Raw genomic sequence first — 22,997 nt, 5'->3', positions numbered from 1 at the left:
CTTTTTTTATGTCTGATTGTTATTTATTTTGCAATATTTACGGCTCTGGTTTCTCTGATAACCGTAATTTTTACTTGTCCCGGATAGGTCATTTCTGTCTGAATCTTTTGCGAGATATCGAAAGACAGGTTGGCTGCATTATCGTCAGAAACTTTTTCGCTTTCTACAATAACACGAAGTTCTCTACCAGCCTGAATGGCATAAGCACTTTTTACTCCCTGGAAACCGTAAGCAATATCTTCAAGGTCTTTCAGTCTCTGGATGTAGGAATCAAGAACCTGTCTTCTTGCTCCAGGTCTGGCTCCTGAAATAGCGTCACAAACCTGAACGATAGGGGATAGAAGCGATTTCATCTCGATTTCATCGTGGTGGGCTCCAATAGCATTGCATACTTCTTCTTTCTCGCCATATTTTTCAGCCCACTGCATACCCAATAAAGCGTGTGGAAGGTCGCTTTCCGTATCCGGCACTTTCCCTATATCGTGTAATAATCCGGCTCTTTTTGCCAGTTTTACGTTCAAGCCCAATTCTGCTGCCATGATTCCACAAAGTTTGGAAACCTCGCGGGAGTGTTGCAACAGGTTTTGACCGTAAGAAGAACGGTATTTCATTCTACCTACAACTTTAATTAATTCAGGGTGCAATCCGTGGATTCCTAAGTCAATTACGGTACGTTTACCAACTTCAATAATTTCATCGTCAATCTGCTTGGCTGTTTTAGCAACAACTTCTTCGATTCTTGCCGGGTGAATACGGCCGTCGGTTACTAATTTATGTAATGCCAAACGGGCAATTTCTCTACGAACAGGGTCAAAGCAGGAAAGGATGATGGCTTCTGGAGTATCGTCAACAATAATTTCAACTCCGGTAGCAGCTTCCAAAGCCCTGATGTTTCTACCTTCACGGCCAATAATTCTACCTTTTACGTCATCAGACTCAATGTTGAAGACAGAAACGCAGTTTTCCACCGCTTCTTCTGTACCCACTCTTTGGATAGTATTAATAATGATTTTTTTAGCTTCCTGCTGTGCTGTAAGCTTAGCCTCTTCAAGGGTTTCCTGAATATAAGACATAGCGCCACTTTTGGCTTCGGCTCTAAGGCTTTCAACCAGTTGGTTTTTGGCTTCTTCGGCAGATAATCCGGAAATAACTTCCAATTGCTCTACCTGGCTTTTGTGCAGACGGTCTATTTCGGCCTGTCTCTTCTCAAGAGTCTCGATTCTGTTAGAATAATCGTTGATTTTTGCCTCAAGGTCTTCTGTCGCTTTTTTAGTTTTTGCCAACTCGTTAGAAACCTGAGATTCCTTGTCTCTTGTTCTTTTTTCTGCTTCTGCTATTTTCTTGTCTCTTGCCAGAATCACCTGTTCGTGCTCTGCCTTAAGTTCAATAAATTTTTCTTTTGCTTGCAGTATTTTGTGCTGTTTGTTGGTTTCTGCTTCTGCTTTGGCATCTTTTAAAATAGATGCGGCTTCTTTTTTGGCATTTTTTATTAAGTTGGAAACGTTGCTCCTCTCCATGATTTTTGCAACTGCAAAACCTACCGCGATGCCTACGATTCCTGAAATAATTATAACTAATGTACTGTCCATGTTTGTTGAATGTTTATATATAAAAAAAGCCTACATTAGGTTGCTTGTATAAACTCGTTAAGACAAGTTTTGAGCTAACTCGCTGTTCAAGGATCTGCTCGGGGCAGCTTGCTTTAGTAGCGACGATTTGCTCATTCTAATTTGTTAGTGTTGAGTTTATCAAATATGAACTAATGTAGGCAGTATTTTTAGTCTATGTTAAAGAACGTCTTTTTATTATTTGTCGAGATAACTTGCTAGCAGGTCATTAATCTTTTTCAGTCTTTCATTGGCCTCAACATTGTCTGCTGAAGAATCAATTTGTTTTTGCTCCAATTGTGATGCGAATTGCAGGGCACACATGGCCAAAACATCCTGTTTGTCACGAACAGCATAATTTTCTTCGAATTGCTTTATCATCATATCAATCTTTTTAGAAGCGCTTCGCAGTCCTTCTTCCTGTGACATGTCTACTGTTAAAGGATAGACCCTGTCTGCGATTGATATTTTAATTTTAAGCTTTTCGTCCATAATTATTAATCAGAAAGCTGTGCTATACAGTAATCAATTTCACGGATTAATGAATTTATCTTAAGCTTTGTATCTCTTTTATTTTCTTCACTGCCTAGTAATGAATTCGCCATTCTGAGCGTCTCCTGCTGCGTTTTTAATGTCTCAATCTCTTTCGATTGCTTCTGCATCACGACTGCGGCTCTATCCAATTCCTGCTGCAATTCACGCGATGTTTTTTCCAAACCCTCAATTTTTGCGATAAGTTTTTCAAGCCTGCTTTCAAGAGTATCAATGATTTGCGCAATTTCACTCATCGGGGTCAATATTCATTACATAATTTACAAAGTTACTATTCCTAATTAAATATTGCAATATTTTTCCTTAAATTCTCTTTTTTACTGTAGCTTTTCATGTAATAATTTGTGAAGTAGGGAGTTATAATTTTCGGTTTTTCTTCCCGGTTTAATTAGTCTTTTTTTTATATTAGCAAAAACCTTTACTATGCGATTTAGCCTGTTATTTTTACTGTTTACAATTTCGGTTTTTGGCCAGAATGACTATCCAAAAGATTATTTCCGTTCGCCTTTGGACATACCGCTTTATTTATCCGGGACTTTTGGAGAATTAAGAGGAAATCACTTTCATACGGGTCTTGATTTTAAAACACAGCAAAAAGAAGGATTGAATGTGTATGCGGCGGCAGACGGGTACGTATCGCGTATTAAAATCTCTACCTGGGGCTATGGGAAAGCAATATATATCACACATCCTAATGGCTACACCACAGTTTACGGGCATCTTCAAAAAGCGTCTCCTGTAATTGAAGCCTATATCAAAAAGAAGCAGTATGAACAAAAATCGTTTGAAGTAGAAATGTTTCCTGCAGAAAATGAGCTTGTGGTGAAAAAAGGTGATATAATTGCGTTATCCGGAAATTCTGGTGGCTCTGGTGGGCCACACCTGCATTTTGAATTTCGGGATTCCAAAACCGAAAAAATAATCAATCCGATGCTTTTTGGATTTGATATACAGATAAAAGATACAAAACCGCCGGTTATCAACAGTCTGGTCGTTTATCCTATTGGCGACAGTTCCAGTGTTAACCAGATACAAAAACCTATCGAACTCAACCTTTCCCAACAAAAAGACGGAAGTTATATTGCCGAGAAGCTTATGGCTAAAGGAAAAATAGGATTTGGTGTCAATACTTATGACCTTTTTGATAACAGCTATAACAAAAATGGCGTATTTAAAGTGGAAGGTTTGTGCAATGGAAAACCTTTCTTCGGCTATCAGTTTGATACTTTTGCTTTTGACGAAGGTCGTTACATTAACGCGCTGATTGATTATCCAAGATACAAGAGAACCGGACAGCGCGTACAGAAGCTCTTTATGGTAGAACCTTATCTTTTAAGTATTATTACTTCTAACAATACCTATGGGATGATTGATGTTGTTCCAAACCTGTATCAGAATTTTCAGGTGGAAGTTTCAGATTTTAATAAAAACAAAAGCGTCATCAATATCCCGATTGAATATTCTGCATTGCCGGTAAAAGTAGCTAAAGAAGAAAAACGTTCCGGGTTTCTTTTAAAGTCAAGAAAAGACAATAGCTATACTAAGGATAATGTAACGGTTTTTATTCCTGCCGGTACTTTCTATGAAGATTTTTATATTGATTTTGATGTAAAAGATTCCATACTATATCTTCACAACGAAACCGTTCCGGTACATAACAATATGACCATTACGTTTGAGGATAAGGTTTCATCCGAAGCTGATAAGTCAAAGATGTTTATAGCGTCAAAACAGGGCAAACGACTCGGGTTTAATAAAACCACAAGAAAAGGAAATGTTTTTACAACATATACTAAAGATTTAGGGCAATTCGTTTTAGCAAAGGACACGATTGCTCCCAAAATCAGCAATCCTAATTTTGTTGAAGGAAAATGGATTAGTAAGCAGCCATTTTTAGAAATCTATATTTCGGATAATATGTCCGGTATAGCAGAATATAACGGATATCTGAACGGAAAATGGATTCTGTTGGAATACGATTACAAAACCAGAAAACTTTCCTATAATTTTGAAGACAATATTTCTGACGAAGGAAGAAATGATTTAAAAATAGTTGTGTCTGATAATATGGGAAATTCTGCTACCTTTGAGTCGCATTTTTTTAGAAGTCAACAACAATAAAAAAGTATAATTTGAAAACAAAAAATTTAGCTGCAGTTCTTTTTTTCTTTATAAGCGTCGCCGCATTTGCACAAACTGCCAGAATTAAGGGTGTTATTTTAGATGAAAACAACCAACCGATTGAGGATGCGGATATCAGCTATAAGAATACATCTGCTACTTCTAATAAAAATGGATTTTATATTCTGACCGTCCCGGCCAATCAAAAAATTACAATTATTTTCTCCCACCTTTCAAACAAAAGTGCCTCTTTGGATATTGAGCTGAAGCCTAATGAAGATTTTGAATTCAATCCGGTATTGAGCAAAAAAATCGAAATGATTGGTGTTGTTGAAATCTATGATAACCGAAAAAGAATTGAAGGAATTACCAATATTTCTCCAAGAGACATCAAATTAATTCCCGGTGCCAACGCAGGTGTGGAAAACCTTTTGAAAACACTTCCCGGAGTAAACAACAACAGCGATTTGAGTAGTGGCTACAACGTAAGAGGAGGTAACTATGATGAAAACCTGGTGTATGTAAATGAAGTGGAAGTGTACCGTCCGTTTTTGATACGGTCAGGTCAGCAGGAAGGTTTGAGTTTTACGAATACCGACATGATTCAGAATGTTGACTTTTCTGCCGGAGGATTTCAGGCCAAGTATGGAGATAAATTATCTTCTGTATTGGATATTACCTACAGAAGACCAAAAAGTTTTGGAGCTTCTCTTGAAGCAAGTTTATTGGGTGGAAGTTTAATGGTGGAAACGGCATCTAAAAACCAAAAATGGGCTGCCATTACCGGAGTGCGATACAGAGACAACAGCCTTTTGGTAAACAGCCAGGAAACAGAAACGAATTTCAGGCCTACTTTTGCCGATATACAAACCAATGTCACATTCAACCCAAATAACAAATGGGAATGGAGTTTTCTTGGAAATATCTCGCAGAACCGTTATAACTATGAACCTCTGACCAGACAGACCAATTTCGGAACGATTGATGACCCGAAAGCATTGCTGGTTTTTTATGAAGGACAGGAAAAGGATAGGTATGAAACCTATTTCGGGGCTTTAAAAACAACCTACAAGGCAAGCGAAGATTTTACGTTGAAATTTATCGCATCGGCCTATCTGACACAGGAGCAGGAATATTTTGATATTAAGGCTGATTACAGCTTTGGTGAACTGGATACCAACATTGGTTCCGGAAGTCTTGGAAATATCGTATATACGCAGGAAATAGGTTCGCAGTTAAACCATGCCAGAAATGACCTGGATGCCCTGATTGTGAATGCAGAAGTAAAAGGATTTCACAATATCAAAGAAAATAAAATAGAGTGGGGTTTCAAATATACCCGTGAAGACATTCGTGACAGAATAGTAGAATGGGAAGTGATTGACTCGGCAGGATTTTCATTAAATCCGCCGGTTATTGACCTGCCAATCCGTGACCAGCCTTATACTCCGTATACAGGTCCATTGGTTCCATATCAAAACGTAAGGGCATTGAACTTTACAAAAATAGACAGGCTTTCCGGATATGTACAATGGAGCAAAAAGAGCCTTATCGGAAGCCATGATGTATGGTATAATTTTGGGGTAAGAGCCCATAACTGGCAAGTGTCTGGTGATAATCTGGATGGAAAAAACCAAACAACTTTCAGTCCTAGAGGTCAGTTTGCCATCAAGCCGGATTGGGATAGTGATATGGTGTTCCGTCTTTCCGGAGGGTTGTATCACCAGCCGCCATTTTACAGAGAACTTCGTGGTGCTGACGGAAAAGTAAATCCGGACGTTAAGGCACAGCAGTCCATCCATGTTGTATTGAGCAACGACTATAGCTTTCAGATGTGGCAACGACCGTTTAAATTGGTTACGGAGGCCTATTATAAATCAATGTCGGATGTAAATACCTATACGCTTGATAACGTAAGGATTCGTTATAGTGCAAATAATGATGCCAAAGCCTATGCAGCCGGTTTTGATGCCCGATTGAATGGAGAGTTTGTTCCGGGCACAGAATCCTGGTTCAGCTTTGGATATATGAAAACGGAAGAAAACATCAACAACCGGGGTTATATTGCCAGGCCAACAGACCAGAGATTGAAGTTTGGTATACTGTTCCAGGATTATGTAAAAAATATTCCTAACCTCAAGTTATATCTGAATTTGGTGTACAACACAGGTCTGCCGGGTGGTTCACCTTCGTATGCTGACCCGTATGTATACCAGAGCCGCCTTCGTGATTACCGCAGGGCAGACGTAGGATTTTCTTATGTTTTCACAGAAAAAAATGAATTAAGACCTGACGGGCACTGGTTGAAACGCTTTAAGGATTTGTCGCTTGGTTTTGAAATATTCAACATGTTTAATAACCAAAACGCGATAACAAATACCTGGGTGAGAGATGTTTATACTAAGGTTCAGTACGGAATTCCGAACTATATGACAACGAGGGTTTTCAATGTTAAGCTTACTGCAAGATTATAAATTGAAATTCTGAAGTTTTATCTTTATATTTGAATGACTTTTAAGCTGATGAAATGAGAAAATTTCAAACCTATATACTCGTAGCGGCAGTGGCCTGTTTGGCCAGTTGTAAAGAAAAGGAGGAAACTCCAAAGGTAATTTATGACTCAAAGCCGGAAAAAGTGGTGACCAAGCCGGATTCTTCGCAAATAAAAATTGCCGACCTTCCAATTCACATGGAGGGCACAAAATACCTTATTCATGCTATTGGCGATGTGCGAGTGTATGACGGGAACTCAAGGACGTATGGTTCAAGCAAGACCAATTCAGTGAGCTATGCCATTTCCAATTACAATAGGTTTGAGCTTACGGGATATTTTGAAAACCTGAAATTCCAGCATATCGATTCTACAGCGCTGAAACCGCTAACGGATAAAAAAATACAGATGCAGACCGTGACTTTCCTGAACACGATTTCTGATAAAACCAAAAAACAAATTCTGGTATATTCGTTAGTCGATATGGATACGAATAAGGATGGAAAATTAGATGCAAACGATATCAAATGTCTTTACATCAGCGAAATTAACGGCAAGCATTTCCAGAAACTTTCTGAAGATTACCAGGAACTGATTGATTGGAATATAGTTGAAGCCCAGAACAGGCTTTATTACAGAACAATAGAAGATATTAATAAGAACGGAGCCTTTGATAAGAACGATGCAGTGCATTACTATTATGTAGAGCTGCTTTCTCCGGACTGGAAAACGGAAAAATACGACCCGATAGGAAACGGAAACGGAGCCTAAAAAAATCCCCGGCATTGTCCGGGGATTTTTTTTAGATTAATATGTCGCTTTCCAAATCGGATTTTTCGATAGTAAAATCAAAGCCAAGCTGGCCTACCAATTGGATGACGAGATTTTTGTACCAGTTTTCGGATTTCGGGTGAATGTATATCTTTTCAATCATTTTATTGATGTCTACATCAATCTTTACACCTTCATTTATAGTCAGGTTGTGGGAAGAAAGATTGGAAATAATCCGAACTTCTCTTTCGTATTGGAAACTTTTTCGCTTGAAGAGAAAAGGGAAGAAGTCATCGTTAAAAGGAATGTATTCTTTTTTGTAATCAATGTAATTGACTTCCCCAATATGCTGAACATATTGTTTCTCTAAATGCAAAGATTCCTGTATTCTTCGAATAGTAGATTGTATTGCAAGTCCTTCACTGTTTTGGGTGAAAATCTGCCACATGGCGAAAGACTCGTATTCATTGATATGCCAGCTGCTAATGACCACATTCTTTCGCTGTGTTTTGTAGGCATCCAAAAACTCCGGATTGTTCTCTGAAATCTTCCGGATTTCTTCAAAAGTTGGTTCGCTGAATGTACCTTCATACTGGTCTTCAAATTTATCCGACCGTGACATGAAGAGCTTTCTCGATAAAAGAAGGTCGAGGAATTTTGACAAATCCAAATATTTCCAGACTACGGTGTCGAGATTTTCCGGGAGACTGATATTTGGATTGTTCTGATACATGTTTGGCTTTTTATTCGAATGATTGCATCATTACGAGTTTTTTATACACTCCGTTTCTGGCAAGCAGTTCGTCGTGGTTTCCCTGTTCTACGATTTCACCTTTTTGCATTACCACAATTTTGTCTGCTTTTTGGATGGTTGACAATCTATGGGCAATAACAATCGATGTCCTGTTCTGCATCATATTTTCCAGGGCTACCTGAACCAGTCTTTCGCTTTCCGTATCCAAAGCAGAAGTTGCTTCGTCCAGAATCATGATTGGCGGATTTTTCAGGACAGCACGTGCTATGCTCAATCGTTGTTTTTGTCCGCCAGACAATTTGTTACCGCTGTCTCCCACGTTTGTATTGATGCCGTTTGGCAGGTCTTTTACGAATTCGTAGGCGTTGGCAATTTTCAGGGCGGTGATGATTTCTTCATCAGTAGCGTCCTGTTTGCCTAACAGGATGTTGTTTTTTATAGTATCGTTAAATAAGATGCTGTCCTGAGTCACTAAGCCCATCAGGCCTCTTAAAGAATTTAATTTTAAATCTTTGATGTTGGTGTCGTCAATTTTTATTTCACCTTCCTGAACATCATAGAAACGTGTCAGAAGATTGGCAATCGTACTTTTTCCGCTGCCGGATTGCCCGACCAAAGCTACGGTTTGCCCTTTTTGTACCTCTAAAGAAAAGTTTTTCAGAACGTTTTCTTCTTCATACCTGAAGTTGATATTTTTTATATCGATATGTTCTTCAAAGGATTCTTTTTCTACAGCATTCGGGATGTCCGTAATTGTATTTTCCTGTTCCAGGATTTCCATAACACGTTCGGCTGCCGCGTTTCCTCGTTTGATGCTGTAGGAAGCTTTAGAAATGGCTTTTGCAGGTGTAAGGATGTTGTATGCCAATCCCATATAAGCAATAAAAGCTGCGCCTTCTAATGTTTTGTCAATAAGCACCATGTTTCCGCCATACCATAACAAAACGGCAATTACTGTAATCCCCATAAATTCACTTACAGGAGATGCCAGGTTTTGCCTGTTACCTATATTGTTGGACAGATTAAAAAATCGGGAAGTTGATTTCTGAAAAACATTATTAAAGTATTTCTCTGCATTATAGCCTTTCACGACTTTTAATCCTCCTAATGTTTCTTCTACCGTAGAAAGAAACACGCCTTGTTCTTCCTGTGCACGGGTAGATTTTTTCTTTAGCTGTTTACCAATAATTGAAATGATATAGCCTGAAATAGGGATGAAAACAAATACGAATATTGTAAGCTTGGTGCTTATTGTGAACATGGCCACAATCGTAAAAACTATCGTAAGAGGTTCTTTAACGATGAGTTCCAATATGGATAGGAAAGAAGTCTGTACTTCATAAACATCGCCCGAAATTCTTGAAATTACGTCACCTTTACGTTTTTCGGAGAAAAAAGAAAGTGGCAGTTCAAGTGTTTTTTTATACATGGCATTCCTGATGTCCTTTAAAATCCCGTTTCTGAGGAAAGTGATGAAAAACATGGCCAGATAATCAAACAGGTTTTTCAGCAGGAATATGGAGATGATAATTGCTACCATAAAAGCAAGCGTAGTCTGCACGCCATGATTATCTGTCAATGTCGTGATTTTATAGCTCATGTAGCTTTCAAGGTAGTCGGTTATTTTGAAAATGCTTTCAAATTCCGGCTTGGTTGTATTTCTCTTTGTCTGGTCAAAAAGCACCTGCATCATCGGAATCAGTGAGATAAATGACAGTGTGCTGAAAAGGGCGTATAGAATATTAAAAAATATGTTCAGATAGGCATATTTTTTATAGGGCAGGACAAAGGGAATTATTTTTTTAAAATTGCTCATCGAATTGGATTTGCTTGAAATTATTGCAATTGCATTTCAGCAACAATATTTTTTATTTTTTGGTCAAGATTTTTTTCGACTTCTTTGGCGTGTTCAACAGCATCCAAAGGCTCGTTTACGCTGAAATAGAATTTTATTTTAGGCTCCGTACCGCTTGGTCTGGCACATATTTTTGTTCCGTCTTCCAGATAATAAATCAAAACGTTTGATTTCGGGACTTTTAATTCTTCGGTTTCGCCCGTAAATAAATTTAAAGCGGTTGAATTCTGGTAATCTTCAACCATCAGCACTCTTTGTCCGTTGATTTCTTTTAAAGGATTTTGTCGTAATTCAAACATCATAGTCTGGATTTCTGCCGCACCTTCAATTCCTTTTTTGGTGATGGAAATCAGGTATTCTTTATAAAACCCGAAGTCTACATAAAGGTTTAGTAATTCTTTATAAAGTGAACTTCCATTGGCTTTTGCCTGTGCTGCAATTTCGCAAACCAATAATGTGGCTGCAACAGCATCTTTATCACGAACGGCATCGCCCACCATAAATCCGAAGCTTTCTTCACCGCCACCAATAAATTTCTGGTTCGGGAAGTCCTTAATCATTTTGGCTATCCATTTGAATCCGGTTAATCCTACTTTGCATTCTACATTATAGGCAGATGCCAGTTCCAGCATCATTGGAGTAGAAACAATAGTAGAGCCAATAAATTCTTTTCCGGTAATCTTACCTGCCTTTTCCCATTGTTGTAACAGATAGGCGGTCATCAGTACCATAGTCTGGTTTCCGTTCAAAAGAACCATTTTGCCATCATTGTCACGAACAGCAACACCAAGGCGGTCAGAATCAGGGTCGGTTCCTACAACAATATCAGCATTCAGCTTGTCAGCCAAAGCCAAAGCCATTGTCAATGCTTCCGGTTCTTCCGGGTTTGGAGACTTTACGGTAGGAAAGTTTCCGTCTGGAACGGCCTGTTCCGGAACAATATTGACATTGGTATAGCCTGCTTTTGATAAAACTTCAGGAATCAATTTTATGGAAGTCCCGTGTAATGAAGTATAGACAACATTCAGATTCTTTTTAGCTTCGGCAGGCGTATTGAAACTGGCATTTTCAATGGTTGAATGGATAAAAGCTTCGTCAATTTTTTTATCGACATATTCAATCAGTTTTTCGTTAGCCTGGAAATTAATCTGGTCATAACCCAGGTCTTCAATAACCTGTATGATTTCAGCATCCTGAGGCGGAACCAATTGGCCACCGTCCTGCCAGTATACTTTGTAGCCGTTGTATTCAGGCGGGTTATGAGAAGCCGTAAGAACAATACCGGCATGGCATTTCAGGTGTTTTACAGCGAAAGACAATTCAGGCGTAGGGCGTAATTCTGAAAACAGGTATACTTTGATTCCGTTAGCAGAAAAAACATCGGCTACAACTTTTGCAAGCGTGTCGCTGTTGTGACGGCAATCGTAAGCAATGGCTACTTTCAGCTGTTCATTAGGGAATACTTTTTTCATGTAATCCGAAATTCCCTGAGTGTTTTTTCCAAGCGTGTATTTGTTGATGCGGTTGGTTCCCACACCCATAATTCCTCTCATGCCTCCGGTTCCGAATTCGAGATTCTTATAGAAACTTTCTTCCAGTTCTTTTGGGGAAGAAGTCATCATTTCGGTAATTTCCTTATGTGTCTTTTCGTCAAAAATTGGCGATAGCCAAACATTTACTTTGTCTAATATATTTTGTTCGATGTGCATTTCGGATTTAAAATTTAAATTGAACTTTAAATTTAAAGATTTATTTCTTTTGAAACTTTATATCGTTCTTCGTTATTTTTAGTTCTGAGGATGATTTCTCCCAAAAAACCGGCAAGGAACAACTGGGTTCCTATAATCATGGTCGTCAGGGCGATATAAAACCACGGGTTGTCTGTAACTAATATGGTGGTCTGTTTGTCATATAATCTGTAAAGCTTCATGAATCCGATGTAGCCGGCAGATAAGAACCCGATGATAAACATCAGGACGCCCCAGGCGCCAAACAGGTGCATTGGTCTTTTTCCAAATCGGGAAAGAAACCAGATAGTAATCAAATCCAGGAAACCGTTAATGAACCGCTCCATTCCAAATTTTGTAGAGCCATATTTTCGGGCCTGGTGTACTACGATTTTCTCTCCAATTTTCGCAAACCCGGCGTTTTTCGCCAATACCGGGATATAGCGGTGCATTTCGCCGGAGACCTCTATGTTTTTGACAACTACATTTTTGTAGGCCTTTAACCCGCAATTAAAATCGTTTAGCTGAACTCCGGAAGTTTTCCGTGCGGCCCAATTGAATAATTTTGACGGTAGGTTTTTAGATACGACTGAGTCAAAGCGTTTTTTCTTCCAGCCCGAAACCAGGTCGTATTTCTGGTTAACAATCATGGAGTACAATTCCGGAATTTCATCCGGACTGTCTTGCAAATCGGCATCCATAGTTATGATAACATCGCCCTGAGCTTTGGCAAAGCCAGCATGCAATGCCTGAGATTTTCCGTAATTTCTCAAAAAACGGATTCCCTTTATGTTTGGATTTTGTTGTGACAGCCCTTCAATAATTGACCAGGAATTATCAGTACTGCCATCATCTATGAATATGACTTCATAGGAAAAATTATTGGCAGTCATGACTTTTTCAATCCACTGCTGTAATTCTTTTAAGGACTCTTCTTCGTTGAGAAGAGGTATAATAATGGATAGATTCATTTATTAATAACCTTGCGGTCTATCGTTTTTTAAAATGGCACCAATAATTAGTGAATATATAAACCCTACAAAAGAATAAAAGGCCAATGTAAAAGGAACCACTATAAATGGGCTTGAGAATTTTTCTGACCATGATAAAGCCATATCCAGCTGTTCTTGTGACATGTTTGGATTTGTTTCTGTCATCATTGTTCTTGTCTTTTCCAGCATTTCCTGTGTGAATTCCGGAAAAATAAGATTAAAGATAACCGTAAAAATGGCATAAATTAATGCTGCAATGAAAGCAGTTGTTACTCCGGCTTTTAGACATTGGCTAAAAGAAATAACTCCGTTGTTTATGTTTTTCTTGAAATTATTGCAGGCAAGAGTAATGAACAGAATTGGCAATACGAAAAAATTAAGCAGGTTGATTACAATCCCGACCGCTGGATTTGTTATAGTATCTATCCCGATTATGTACAGGATGACAAATTCTAAAACCATAATTACTCCAAAAAATACTCCATATTGAACTGCTGACTTGGCAGGAGATGTAATTTCGCTCATTTTATCTGTTTTTAAGAATTAATCTACAAATATAAGAAATCCGTAATTACAGTGGGATAAAAATCAATGTGGAATGCCGGAAAAAAAAGAGCAATAAAGATTTGCAGATTAAAAAATAATTGTAAATTTGCAGACTCAAAACAATAAAAGTTTAAAAATTAAAAAGTTATAAGAGGTTTATACCTTTTCAAAACGAAAAGCTTCAGAACAGCTTATAGCCAATTCAATAAAAAATCAAATAAGATGAAAAAAGGAATTCACCCAGAGAATTACAGATTAGTTGCTTTCAAAGACATGTCAAATGACGATGTTTTCATTACTAAATCTACAGCAGAAACAAAAGAAACAATCATTCACGAAGGAGTTGAATATCCGGTTGTAAAAATGGAGATTTCAAGAACATCTCACCCTTTCTACACAGGTAAGTCTAAATTGATTGATACTGCAGGACGTATCGACAAATTCAAAACGAAATACGCTAAACACGCAAAATAATTTTTGCAGGTTCAAGATAACAGAAAAGCCTTCCAGATTTTGGAGGGCTTTTTTATTTGGAAGGTATTCTTTTTATACTTTTACTTTGTAACTTTGGGATGTTTAAGGTTCTAAGGTTCTAAGGTTCTAAGGTTCTAAGGTTCTAGGTTCTAAGGTTCTAAGGTTCTAAGGTTCTAAGGTTCTAAGGTTCTAAGGTTCTAAGGTTCTAAGGTTCTAAGGTTCTGAGGTTCTGAGGTTCTGAGGTGCTAAGGTTTTTGAATTTCTAGGTCAAAATCATAAATCTAAAGTCTAAAGTCCAAAGCCCAAAGTCCAAAGCCTAAATCTAAAATCATAAATCATAAATCTAAAATTATAAATCCACAATCCAAAACTATCAACTATCAACTATCAATTATAAACTAAACAAGATGAACTATATACTTTTTGACGGAACCGTCCGGAATGCCTTATTACCTTTTACATTTACCAGACCAGTGGCAGATATTCGTGTGGGGATTCTTACTATCCGCGAAAAGTGGGAAAAATATCTGGGTTATACAACCACGAGCCTGACAGAAGAATACCTTATGGAAAAATTTCCCATGGTAGAAATGCCTGAAAATATTATGATTAATGCTTCTTTTTTACCTAATGAAGTATTGGCTGAAATGGTGAAGTCACTGGAGCAAAATCAGGCTATTTTCAAAGGAGAAGAAGTAATTGCTTTTTTCTCTGAAGAAAGCCAGGAAGAAGTCGATTTCGAAAACTATGAAATTCTGGAATACAACGACGATTGCATTACAATTGAACATACATGGGATATTTTTCAAAAAAATGATGCAGCCCTCCGTGAAGATTTTGAGCTTTTGACAGAAGACAGGGTTTCACAACCAATTCCTAAAAGTGTCAATGTCATTGCTCCCGAAAATATTTTTATCGAAGAAGGCGCTAAGCTGGAATTCGTAACCCTGAATGCTTCAACAGGTCCTATTTATATTGGGAAAAATTCTGAAATTATGGAAGGTTCCGTAATCAGGGGACCTTTTGCACTTTGTGAAGGAGCACAGGTGAAACTTGCGGCTAAAATATATGGTGCTACAACAGTTGGTCCTTTTTCAAGAGTAGGAGGAGAGGTTAGTAATTCTGTACTTTTCGCCTATTCCAATAAAGGACACGACGGGTTTTTAGGAAATTCCGTTTTGGGTGAATGGTGTAATATTGGAGCTGACAGTAATAATTCAAACCTGAAAAATAATTATGAAGAAGTGAAATTGTGGAGCTATGAAACCGAAAGTTTTGCTAAAACCGGCCTGCAATTTTGCGGTTTGATGATGGGAGACCATAGCAAATGTGGTATCAATACTATGTTTAATACCGGAACAGTAGTTGGAGTTAGTACGAATATTTTCGGAAGCGGATTCCCTCGTAATTTTGTACCAAGTTTTTCATGGGGCGGTGCCGCAGGATTTACAACCTATGTTACCAAAAAGGCTTTTGAAACTGCCAGGATAGTCATGTCCAGAAGAAATGTCGAATTTGACGAAAAGGAGGCCCGCATATTGGAACATGTTTTTGAGGAAACTAAAAAATGGAGAAAAGATTAAAGAAAACCGCCAGACACTCTGGCGGTTTTTTTATATTAATTTCACGGGAAATGTATTATTCTGTAGGTATATTTCTTAAAATACAAGAAAAGGGGATATATTTGTAAAAACAGTTTTTTACGGAAAACCATAATTTAGAATTACCAAAAAAATGAAACCCTGTCGCCATTATATATGTTGGTTAATTCTCATGGCAGTTTGCTTATTGAAAAGCCCTGCTTATGGGCAATCTGCAACTCCCAACGAGTCACTGCTGGTCAAGGCCTATGAACTTGTACGTTCAAATCCTGATGAAGCGGTAAAAATCGGCCAATATTTGCTAAAGAATAATCCGTCAGATACTCAGAAAACAAAATTTTACCTGTTGCTGGCAGAAAGTTATTGGGCAAAAGGCGATTACAATAATTCTGTTATTAATGTTTTTGAGGCTGGAAAGTTTGCCGATGGTGCCAAAGAGGAAGAAAAAATAAAAATTCTGCTTCTCAAATCACAGCTTTTCAGGGCTATATATTTGGACAATCAGTCAAAAAGATGCCTTGAAGATGCGGCCGCCAAAATTTCGGAACTCAAATCGAAAGAAGACCAGAACTTCTTTGAAGCCAAAATTTTAATGGGTAATTCGGGCATGTATCTGGACAGGCAGAATTACCAAAAGGCTTTTGAGCTATTACAAAAAGCAGATAAAAAATATGAACCTGCTTTTAGCAAAAATGCCTTGCTCCGTCAAGAATTTTATATTACCAAAGCCAGAGCATTAGTTGGTCTTGCAAAAATTGACTCTGCAAATTATTATTTGGCAAAGGCGCAAAAACTCACCAAAAACCAGAAAAATTTTGATTTTCTCAATGAAATAGCACTTTTAAATGAGTTAAGTGCCGTCTATTTTCATGAAAAGCAACATACCAGGGCCATTGATACTTTACTGGTATCTATGAAAATGGCGACCCGACTTAAAAATGAAGCACTTTTAAAAGTAATCAACAAGCAGTTGGGAATCAATTATCTTGCCTTGAATGACAAGAAAAACTACCAATTATTTGATAATAAGTTTCTTAAGGCCTATGACACGGTTGAAGAATCAGAGCAGGATGCGGTAAATTCAGCGTATAATTTAATCAGCCAGGAACAGGAGGCCGATTTCCAGAAAGCAAAAACGCGTTATGCCGATTATTTTTATGTGGCTGTTGGGGTATTGTTTTTCGTGTTGATTGCGGGTTTTTTGCTTTGGCTGAAAAATTACCTGAAGAAAAAACGTTTGAAAGAAATTATCAGCTATCTGGAAATAAGAACCAATAATCCTGTAAGGTTGCAACCTGAAAAACGGGAAACCCATAAAAAAATAGCAATTCCGGCAGAAACAGAACAGGTGATACTTGCCAAATTGAAACGTTTTGAAAACTCAACCCGATTTACCAATAAAGAAATGTCGCTGGCAGTCTTGGCAGGGCAATTTGATACCAATACGAAATACCTGTCCGAAATAATAAACAAGCATTATCAGGATAATTTTAATACCTATATCAACAAACTGCGTATTACCTTTATTATAGGGAAATTGAAAGAAGACCCGAATTATATGCACTATAAAATCAGCTATCTGGCTGAAAAGAGCGGTTTTTCCTCCCATAGCAGCTTTGCTACGGTTTTCAAATCGATAACAGGAATTGCGCCGGGTACATTTATTGACCTGCTGAAAGAAGAAACGGAAGCCCTTAAACAAGAAAAAGTGAACAGCCATGCAGTATAATCGCTATTTTTTCTCAGCTTTTTTAGGTTTTGTCATGCTCTTCGGCAATGCCTCTTTTGCGCAATCCATGAAGAAGGCGGATAGCATTATCAGGGCCAGCGGTATGGAAATTTATGAAAAGCCTGAAAAAGCAATAGAAGCAGGTAAGTATATTATTGCCAACGCTAAGGATGATGCCCAGATTAAAATTAGGGGACTTATGCTTGTTGCTGATGCTTATTCAGTAAAAAGGGACTACCAAAAATCGCTGGAATATGTCATCATGGCCAATAAGCTCTCCAACCATATAGATGACCCGATTCTGAAGATTAAGATTGCCAATAAAATGGGAATCCAATACCAGCAGATGAAAATATATGATGAAGCCATACAATACCTTAATGAGGCAGAAAAACTCTGTATGGCCTATCCTGTAAAAGACTCTGTGATGTATCATTTGGGAAGGAATCATATAGTGAGGGGATTCATCTATAAGGAAAAATTAAACTGCGATATAGCAATCAATTTTTTTAACAAAGGAATAGCAGAACTCGCCAGAGTAGATAATACCATGGTAAAGACCAATATAAGTATTGCACTTTATAATAAAGGCAATTGCTATATTCTTTTATCGGATTATGAATCGGCAAAGAAAAGTTTTTTTGAAGCCATCGAAATTACGAAAGGAATCCATGCCAGCAGTCTTCAGGCATTTGCCCAAAAAGGTTTGGCAGAAGTTTATACGTTAGAAGGAAGATATCGTGACGCCATAAAAGAACTTGAAGAAGCATTGGCTGTTTCAAATAGTGTGGGCGATCTTGTTTTAAACCGAGGTATTTATAATGGTCTTTTAGAAAATTACCTGGCAGTGAATGATTGGAGCAATTATGAAAAATTTCATGCCCGCTTTTTGGAAACTCAATTGAAGGTAAAAGAGTCCGAAAGAAAATCAATCAATAATCTGATTAATGAGGGCTATAAAACTCAAAATAAAAATCTTAAAACGGAAATTTCTAAATACAATTATTACATCCTAACAACTTTAATCTTAATAATTGTGGTTGTTATATTTTTCTATGTATTAATTAAGAAAAGTGAAAAAAATATATTAAAATTAAATGATATTATTGAAAATATCCAAAATAACAGAGAAAAATCCAATTGATTTTTTTTGTTTTATTTAAGAGGTAATGGTTTGATTTTTAATATTTTAACATAATATTTAGATTTTCAAATTTCAGTAAATAGTAAAGGCATACTTTAAAAAAGGTTAGTAGTAGTTTCTATTTTTATGACGAAACACTAACTGAAAAATGTATGACTTTATGAGAAAAGAATTACCATTTGCTTCGATAATGGGCAGGCTCTTACTGACCTGTTTTTATCGATTCTCAACAATTCATGACAGACTGATACATAAATGTGTCAGGAAAAGAATTGTCATCCCCTTGTTTTTGCTTTTCATTTCCATCAGCGCCCATGCGCAAATGGCTTTGGAAACATTTGAAAGCGGTATTCCCGCTACATGGGCATCCTTTAGAAATAATGTTGGAACCCTGAACTGGGGAATTTCTCCTGACAGTTACAGAGGAACCGGTGCGGCCTTTCTGAATCCAGGTGCAGAAAACATTGGTCCCGGAAATACCGCACAGTATTTTCTGGCAACGCCTATAGTCCCGATTCCTCAGAATGGGGAAATCCGCTTTTATTCAAAACAGGCAACCAGTGCCAATAACGGGGCCATCTACCAAATCAGGATGTCTACAGCAGGACAGACAGACCCGGCAGGATATACCGTAATATTAAAGTCCTGGACAGAAGCAGACCTTAATGTGGGTTCACAGACGGCCTATGAAGAAAAGATAGTCCCTATCCCTTCAAACATTCCAGTTGGACTGAATGTCCATATCGCGTTTGTGGTCATCAACACCCAAGCCGGTGCGTCGCCAAGCGGAGATGCCTGGTTTCTGGACAACATCAGGGTTATGGAATCCTGCCAGAAAGTAAGTCAGACTAATTTTTCAGCAAACAATATCACGTCAAGTGGTGCCAACCTATCCTGGACGCACCCAACGGCATTTGATTTTCAGATTCAGGTTGTAACGCAAGGAACAGCACCGGCAGCTACCGGCATCAGCGTACAGAATTCTTATGCAGCGGGTTCACTTGATGCGGATACCGCTTATGACGTATATATCAAAACGGTATGTGACGCCGATACGGCGAGCGAATGGGCAGGACCCTTTCCTTTCAGGACAAAAAAAACGGGATTGTCATGCGCTTCTCCAATCGTAATTCCGGTGACTACGACACCTTATGTTCTGTCGAGCAACCTTAACCTTTTTGCAGACAACCCGACGAGCTATACGACTCAGGGTTCGGGGTGTCTCCCAGCCGGGGTTACGGGTAATTTTCTTAATGGAGCCAAAGCCTTTTTCTCTTATACGCCTACACAAAACGGATTGCTGAATATCAAACAGATGACGCTCCCGTCTTCACCGGGTTCCGGATGTTTTGGTAATGCAATTACTGGCGTATTTGTTTATGACAATTGTAGTACTGTAGGGGTGAGTTGCCTTGCAGGATTAAATACAACAGCTACAAGTGTGCCGAAATACATAACTAATTTATATGTTCAGGCAGGTCATACCTATATAATTGTCATTTCGTCAACATTAGCAGCATCAACAAGTATCTGCTTTAATTTTGAATTGAGTTTTTCAAGCTGTGGGGCACCGGGTGTATTCACCTATAAAAACCTACTTCAGAATAGTGTTACATTTTCCTGGGATAATGTGGCCAATTTGGCAAGCTCATGGGAATATGTGGTACAGCCTGCGGGAGCGGGTGTTCCAACAGGTCCCGGAACAATTACCAATACCAATATTGATAATTTAATCAATACAGGATTGGCAGCCGGTCAATCGTATGACCTGTATGTTCGATCTGTATGTGGAGCTACAACAGGAGAATGGGGAATACCGTATCGATTTACGACACAATGTGCCGTTTTTAATACGCCTTACTCTACAGCATTTAATGGAACATCGGCAACAGTTTCAGAACCATGCTGGACAGCTATTGATGTGAACAGAGATGGACAAAGATGGTCTTATTTGTCAGGTTATGCTACTATGCAGACAAATACCTTCCAAAATAATAATAATGATATGTTTGTTTCTCCCCAGATTAATTTCAACGGAACTCAGAAACGACTACGATACAAGCATCAGGTGACCAGTGGAGTTGCCAGTTATGGAATTAAAATTTCGACTACAGGTGTAGGAGCAGATAACTTTACGACAGTACTGCTTCCGGACACGCCAATTACGAATACGGCCTGGCAAGAGAAAATAATCAATATTCCGGCGAACATAACAGGCAATGTAAATATTGCATGGGTTGTCGTTCCCGGCTCAGGGCATACTGCAACCAGAATCTCAATTGACGATGTGTTTATTGAAGACAAACCGGCATGTCCTGACCCGCTAGGACTTGCGGCGAACAATGTTACTACCTCGCAAGCCCAATTGTCATGGACTGCAGGAGATACGGAATCGCAATGGCAGGTTGTAGTACAGCGCAAGGATACAGGTATCCCAACAGGAAGCGGAGTGCTTGTCAATACGCCTCAATATACAGCAGACCAGCTAACCCATGCTACCCAATACGAATATTATGTAAGAGCCTACTGCTCGTCCACACAGCAGAGCAATTGGGTAGGACCATTCTATTTTACAACGGTTTGTGGTGTTTTTGACATACCTTTCCTTGAAAATTTCGATACTGCAGATGTGAACAATCACAGATCGTGCTGGACCATTACCGATGCGAATACTGATGGGACTACATGGCGTTTGGACCCAACAGTTGCTGCAATTCAGGGCAGGACTTTTCCTTTTCCTACAGCATCATACAATGACTGGCTTATTTCGCCTGCTATCAATGTAGTAGGGACAAAAACTTTAAAATTCAAATACAGGGCAGCTTTGGGACCTATGTTCCCAAATCCTAGGTTTGGTGTAGAAGTCCTGATGTCTACTACAGATAGGAATCCGGCAAGCTTCAGTGTCATCATGCCGCTGATGAATTTTACCAATACAGATTTTATTGAGAAATCACTTTATATCAATGCCAACGGACCGGTTTATATTGCCTTTAGGGTACCGCCATCCTTTTCGACAGCCGGAGGTACGTCCGTTTTGCATATTGATGACGTAAAGGTTGAAGATGCACCGGCCTGTCCGGCGCCATCCGAACTCAAAGCGGCTAATATCACGCAAACTTCGGCCGTATTGTCCTGGACTAAAGGCTATCTGGAAACCCAGTGGCAGGTCGTAGTACAGAATCCCGGCTCGGGAATCCCTACCGGAAACGGACAGCTGACAAGCACCAATACGGCTTATGCCACAGGGACGACGTTACAACCAAACACACAATACGAATATTATGTAAGGGCCTATTGCAGTACTTCGGAACAGAGTGAGTGGGTTGGACCTTTTACATTTACCACACTATGTAATGCCTATGCGACACCGTTTGTGGAAACATTTAACCCGGGATCAGTATCAGAAGAATGCTGGCGGGTAGTGAACGGCAATGCCGATACTTTTGCATGGAACCTGCACAACACGCTAAACCCATACGAAGGGGAGCATGCGGCAATGATATTTACAGGTTCTAACGGAAATAATGATGACTGGTTGATTTCACCAACCATAACCGTAAGGCCAGGCCAGCGCCTGCGTTACTATTACAGGGTGCTTTGGGGCGAAGATTTCAAGGAAGATCTTACAGTAAAATTGTCTACAAACGGAAATGAACTTAGTCAGTTCACAACTATATTATATGATGTCAGTTATGAAAGTGTACCGCCTTTGAACAATTCGGAATGGAAGGAAAAAGTAATCAACCTTCCGGCAGGTGTTACAGGAGATATCAATATTGCTTGGCATATCCCACAAAAAACTCCTAATGCATGGGGTTATAGAGGACAATTATTAGTGATAGATAAGGTAGTCATAGAAGACATACCAACATGCCCTGTTCCTAATAATCTTGCTGTAAGTGATATTATTGATACATCAGCCAAAATTTCATGGGACGCAAACGGAACAGAAACTTCATGGGACGTTTATGTACAGCCGGCAGAACTGCCTGCTCCTGTTGGAGATGGCGATGCACAATACCTGCACAATACGACAACGAACCCATATACAGTAACAGGCCTTACGCCTGCCATACGATACGAATACTACGTAAGGGCAGTATGTAGTGCCTCACAGGACGGCGAATGGGTAGGGCCATTTGAATTCACTACAAGATGCAGCTTTGAAAACCTTTGTGAATATACCATTACTCTAAGTGGCGGTACTTCATCAGGAGTTGGTGGTGGAATAAATCTGGTACAGAACGGAGTTATAGTCCAAAGTATGGTCTTTCCATCCGGACCTGCCGGTCAGGTTCCTCCTCCGGTTGATTTTACAGTATTCTTATGTACGGGAGTAGAATTTTCATTAGTAAATAATGCGGGTAACGAATGGCAGTTTACTACTGCTCGTGTACAGATCAAGGATGATTCAGGAAATGAGGTATGGATAGGAGGTATTGGACTTTCTGACTCAAGAATTTATACGGGAGTTGCAACATGCGGTACCGTTACCTGTCCGCAACCAACCAACTTAACGGTAAACTCTACGGGAGTACTTTCCTGGACGGCAGGTGGCAGCGAAACCCAATGGGAAGTAGCCGTACAGCCAATGGATAACAATACACTGCCGCAATCCGGAACACTTGTA

Annotated in this window: 16 protein-coding genes and 1 other RNA gene; 8 read left to right on the top strand and 9 right to left on the bottom strand. The window is 38.9% G+C overall.

Annotation, left to right across the window (positions count from 1 at the left end; translation table 11 throughout):
• Nucleotides 1–23: 23 nt before the first annotated feature.
• The 4 genes from rny to BGO88_RS14635 form a co-directional block, all read right to left on the bottom strand.
• Nucleotides 24–1,589, bottom strand: a complete 1,566-nt coding sequence (rny, locus tag BGO88_RS14650; RefSeq protein WP_286707361.1) for a ribonuclease Y — start codon at nucleotides 1,587–1,589, stop codon at nucleotides 24–26.
• Nucleotides 1,590–1,639: 50 nt separating this feature from the next.
• Nucleotides 1,640–1,745, bottom strand: a non-coding RNA gene (ssrS, locus tag BGO88_RS14645) — 6S RNA.
• Between the two features lie 60 nt (nucleotides 1,746–1,805).
• A complete protein-coding gene (locus BGO88_RS14640) occupies nucleotides 1,806–2,099 on the bottom strand; it encodes a cell division protein ZapA (protein WP_056068517.1) in 294 nt (97 codons plus the stop codon).
• A gap of 5 nt (nucleotides 2,100–2,104) precedes the next feature.
• A complete protein-coding gene (locus BGO88_RS14635) occupies nucleotides 2,105–2,395 on the bottom strand; it encodes a coiled-coil domain-containing protein (protein ID WP_056068515.1) in 291 nt (96 codons plus the stop codon).
• Between the two features lie 187 nt (nucleotides 2,396–2,582).
• Here BGO88_RS14635 and BGO88_RS14630 point away from each other — a divergent pair, with 187 nt between their 5' ends.
• The 3 genes from BGO88_RS14630 to BGO88_RS14620 are packed head-to-tail and all read left to right on the top strand — an operon-like array spanning nucleotide 2,583 to nucleotide 7,542.
• Nucleotides 2,583–4,280 (top strand): M23 family metallopeptidase, encoded by a 1,698-nt coding sequence (locus BGO88_RS14630; RefSeq protein ID WP_101472730.1) that lies wholly within the window; start codon nucleotides 2,583–2,585, stop codon nucleotides 4,278–4,280.
• Nucleotides 4,281–4,291: 11 nt separating this feature from the next.
• The gene (locus BGO88_RS14625) at nucleotides 4,292–6,754 is read left to right on the top strand and encodes a TonB-dependent receptor (RefSeq protein ID WP_286707360.1); all 2,463 of its coding nucleotides are present in this window, start codon (nucleotides 4,292–4,294) and stop codon (nucleotides 6,752–6,754) included.
• Between the two features lie 53 nt (nucleotides 6,755–6,807).
• Nucleotides 6,808–7,542: a hypothetical protein gene (locus tag BGO88_RS14620; RefSeq protein WP_056068509.1), complete on the top strand. Its 735-nt coding sequence runs from the start codon at nucleotides 6,808–6,810 to the stop codon at nucleotides 7,540–7,542.
• Between the two features lie 31 nt (nucleotides 7,543–7,573).
• Here BGO88_RS14620 and BGO88_RS14615 read toward each other — a convergent pair whose 3' ends face one another.
• From BGO88_RS14615 to BGO88_RS14595, 5 genes are read right to left on the bottom strand one after another with little or no spacing between them, the layout of a single operon-like run.
• Entirely contained in the window at nucleotides 7,574–8,275 is a 702-nt protein-coding gene (locus BGO88_RS14615) for a hypothetical protein (protein ID WP_273237787.1), read from the bottom strand.
• Between the two features lie 10 nt (nucleotides 8,276–8,285).
• Nucleotides 8,286–10,112: an ABC transporter ATP-binding protein gene (locus BGO88_RS14610; RefSeq protein ID WP_056068505.1), complete on the bottom strand. Its 1,827-nt coding sequence runs from the start codon at nucleotides 10,110–10,112 to the stop codon at nucleotides 8,286–8,288.
• Between the two features lie 20 nt (nucleotides 10,113–10,132).
• Nucleotides 10,133–11,860 carry a phospho-sugar mutase gene (locus tag BGO88_RS14605; protein ID WP_286707359.1) on the bottom strand — a complete coding sequence of 576 codons (1,728 nt, stop codon included), beginning with the start codon at nucleotides 11,858–11,860 and terminating at the stop codon, nucleotides 10,133–10,135.
• 32 nt (nucleotides 11,861–11,892) lie between these two features.
• A complete protein-coding gene (locus tag BGO88_RS14600; RefSeq protein WP_056068502.1) occupies nucleotides 11,893–12,849 on the bottom strand; it encodes a glycosyltransferase family 2 protein in 957 nt (318 codons plus the stop codon).
• Between the two features lie 3 nt (nucleotides 12,850–12,852).
• Nucleotides 12,853–13,395, bottom strand: coding sequence for a DUF4199 domain-containing protein (locus BGO88_RS14595; protein ID WP_101472725.1), 543 nt, complete (start codon nucleotides 13,393–13,395; stop codon nucleotides 12,853–12,855).
• A gap of 243 nt (nucleotides 13,396–13,638) precedes the next feature.
• Between BGO88_RS14595 and BGO88_RS14590 the strand changes: the two genes are divergently transcribed.
• From BGO88_RS14590 to BGO88_RS14570, 5 genes are all read left to right on the top strand, one after another.
• Nucleotides 13,639–13,890, top strand: a complete 252-nt coding sequence (locus BGO88_RS14590) for a type B 50S ribosomal protein L31 (RefSeq protein ID WP_056069064.1) — start codon at nucleotides 13,639–13,641, stop codon at nucleotides 13,888–13,890.
• A gap of 407 nt (nucleotides 13,891–14,297) precedes the next feature.
• Entirely contained in the window at nucleotides 14,298–15,473 is a 1,176-nt protein-coding gene (locus tag BGO88_RS14585) for a GlmU family protein (protein WP_056068497.1), read from the top strand.
• Nucleotides 15,474–15,663: 190 nt separating this feature from the next.
• Nucleotides 15,664–17,220 carry a helix-turn-helix domain-containing protein gene (locus tag BGO88_RS14580; RefSeq protein ID WP_286707358.1) on the top strand — a complete coding sequence of 519 codons (1,557 nt, stop codon included), beginning with the start codon at nucleotides 15,664–15,666 and terminating at the stop codon, nucleotides 17,218–17,220.
• Nucleotides 17,210–18,364, top strand: a complete 1,155-nt coding sequence (locus BGO88_RS14575; protein ID WP_286707357.1) for a tetratricopeptide repeat protein — start codon at nucleotides 17,210–17,212, stop codon at nucleotides 18,362–18,364. The genes BGO88_RS14580 and BGO88_RS14575 overlap by 11 nt, the downstream gene beginning before the upstream one ends.
• 160 nt (nucleotides 18,365–18,524) lie before the next feature.
• Nucleotides 18,525–22,997: choice-of-anchor J domain-containing protein (locus BGO88_RS14570; RefSeq protein ID WP_286707356.1), on the top strand; the 4,473-nt coding region annotated here is incomplete at its 3' end.

Origin of the sequence: Flavobacterium sp. 38-13, assembly GCF_001899155.1 — a bacterium.
In the GTDB taxonomy this organism is placed as follows: domain Bacteria; phylum Bacteroidota; class Bacteroidia; order Flavobacteriales; family Flavobacteriaceae; genus Flavobacterium; species Flavobacterium lindanitolerans.
This window is presented reverse-complemented; position numbering and strand designations above follow the sequence as displayed.

What these genes read in the sequence shown, in the direction of transcription:
- BGO88_RS14635 (WP_056068515.1), bottom strand. Translation starts at nt 2,395, where the DNA reads ATGAGTGAAATTGCGCAAATCATTGATACTCTTGAAAGCAGGCTTGAA.
- BGO88_RS14590 (WP_056069064.1), top strand. Translation starts at nt 13,639, where the DNA reads ATGAAAAAAGGAATTCACCCAGAGAATTACAGATTAGTTGCTTTCAAA.
- BGO88_RS14605 (WP_286707359.1), bottom strand. Translation starts at nt 11,860, where the DNA reads ATGCACATCGAACAAAATATATTAGACAAAGTAAATGTTTGGCTATCG.
- BGO88_RS14610 (WP_056068505.1), bottom strand. Translation starts at nt 10,112, where the DNA reads ATGAGCAATTTTAAAAAAATAATTCCCTTTGTCCTGCCCTATAAAAAA.
- BGO88_RS14585 (WP_056068497.1), top strand. Translation starts at nt 14,298, where the DNA reads ATGAACTATATACTTTTTGACGGAACCGTCCGGAATGCCTTATTACCT.
- rny (WP_286707361.1), bottom strand. Translation starts at nt 1,589, where the DNA reads ATGGACAGTACATTAGTTATAATTATTTCAGGAATCGTAGGCATCGCG.
- BGO88_RS14600 (WP_056068502.1), bottom strand. Translation starts at nt 12,849, where the DNA reads ATGAATCTATCCATTATTATACCTCTTCTCAACGAAGAAGAGTCCTTA.
- BGO88_RS14580 (WP_286707358.1), top strand. Translation starts at nt 15,664, where the DNA reads ATGGCAGTTTGCTTATTGAAAAGCCCTGCTTATGGGCAATCTGCAACT.
- BGO88_RS14640 (WP_056068517.1), bottom strand. Translation starts at nt 2,099, where the DNA reads ATGGACGAAAAGCTTAAAATTAAAATATCAATCGCAGACAGGGTCTAT.
- BGO88_RS14595 (WP_101472725.1), bottom strand. Translation starts at nt 13,395, where the DNA reads ATGAGCGAAATTACATCTCCTGCCAAGTCAGCAGTTCAATATGGAGTA.
- BGO88_RS14620 (WP_056068509.1), top strand. Translation starts at nt 6,808, where the DNA reads ATGAGAAAATTTCAAACCTATATACTCGTAGCGGCAGTGGCCTGTTTG.
- BGO88_RS14575 (WP_286707357.1), top strand. Translation starts at nt 17,210, where the DNA reads ATGCAGTATAATCGCTATTTTTTCTCAGCTTTTTTAGGTTTTGTCATG.
- BGO88_RS14615 (WP_273237787.1), bottom strand. Translation starts at nt 8,275, where the DNA reads ATGTATCAGAACAATCCAAATATCAGTCTCCCGGAAAATCTCGACACC.
- BGO88_RS14630 (WP_101472730.1), top strand. Translation starts at nt 2,583, where the DNA reads ATGCGATTTAGCCTGTTATTTTTACTGTTTACAATTTCGGTTTTTGGC.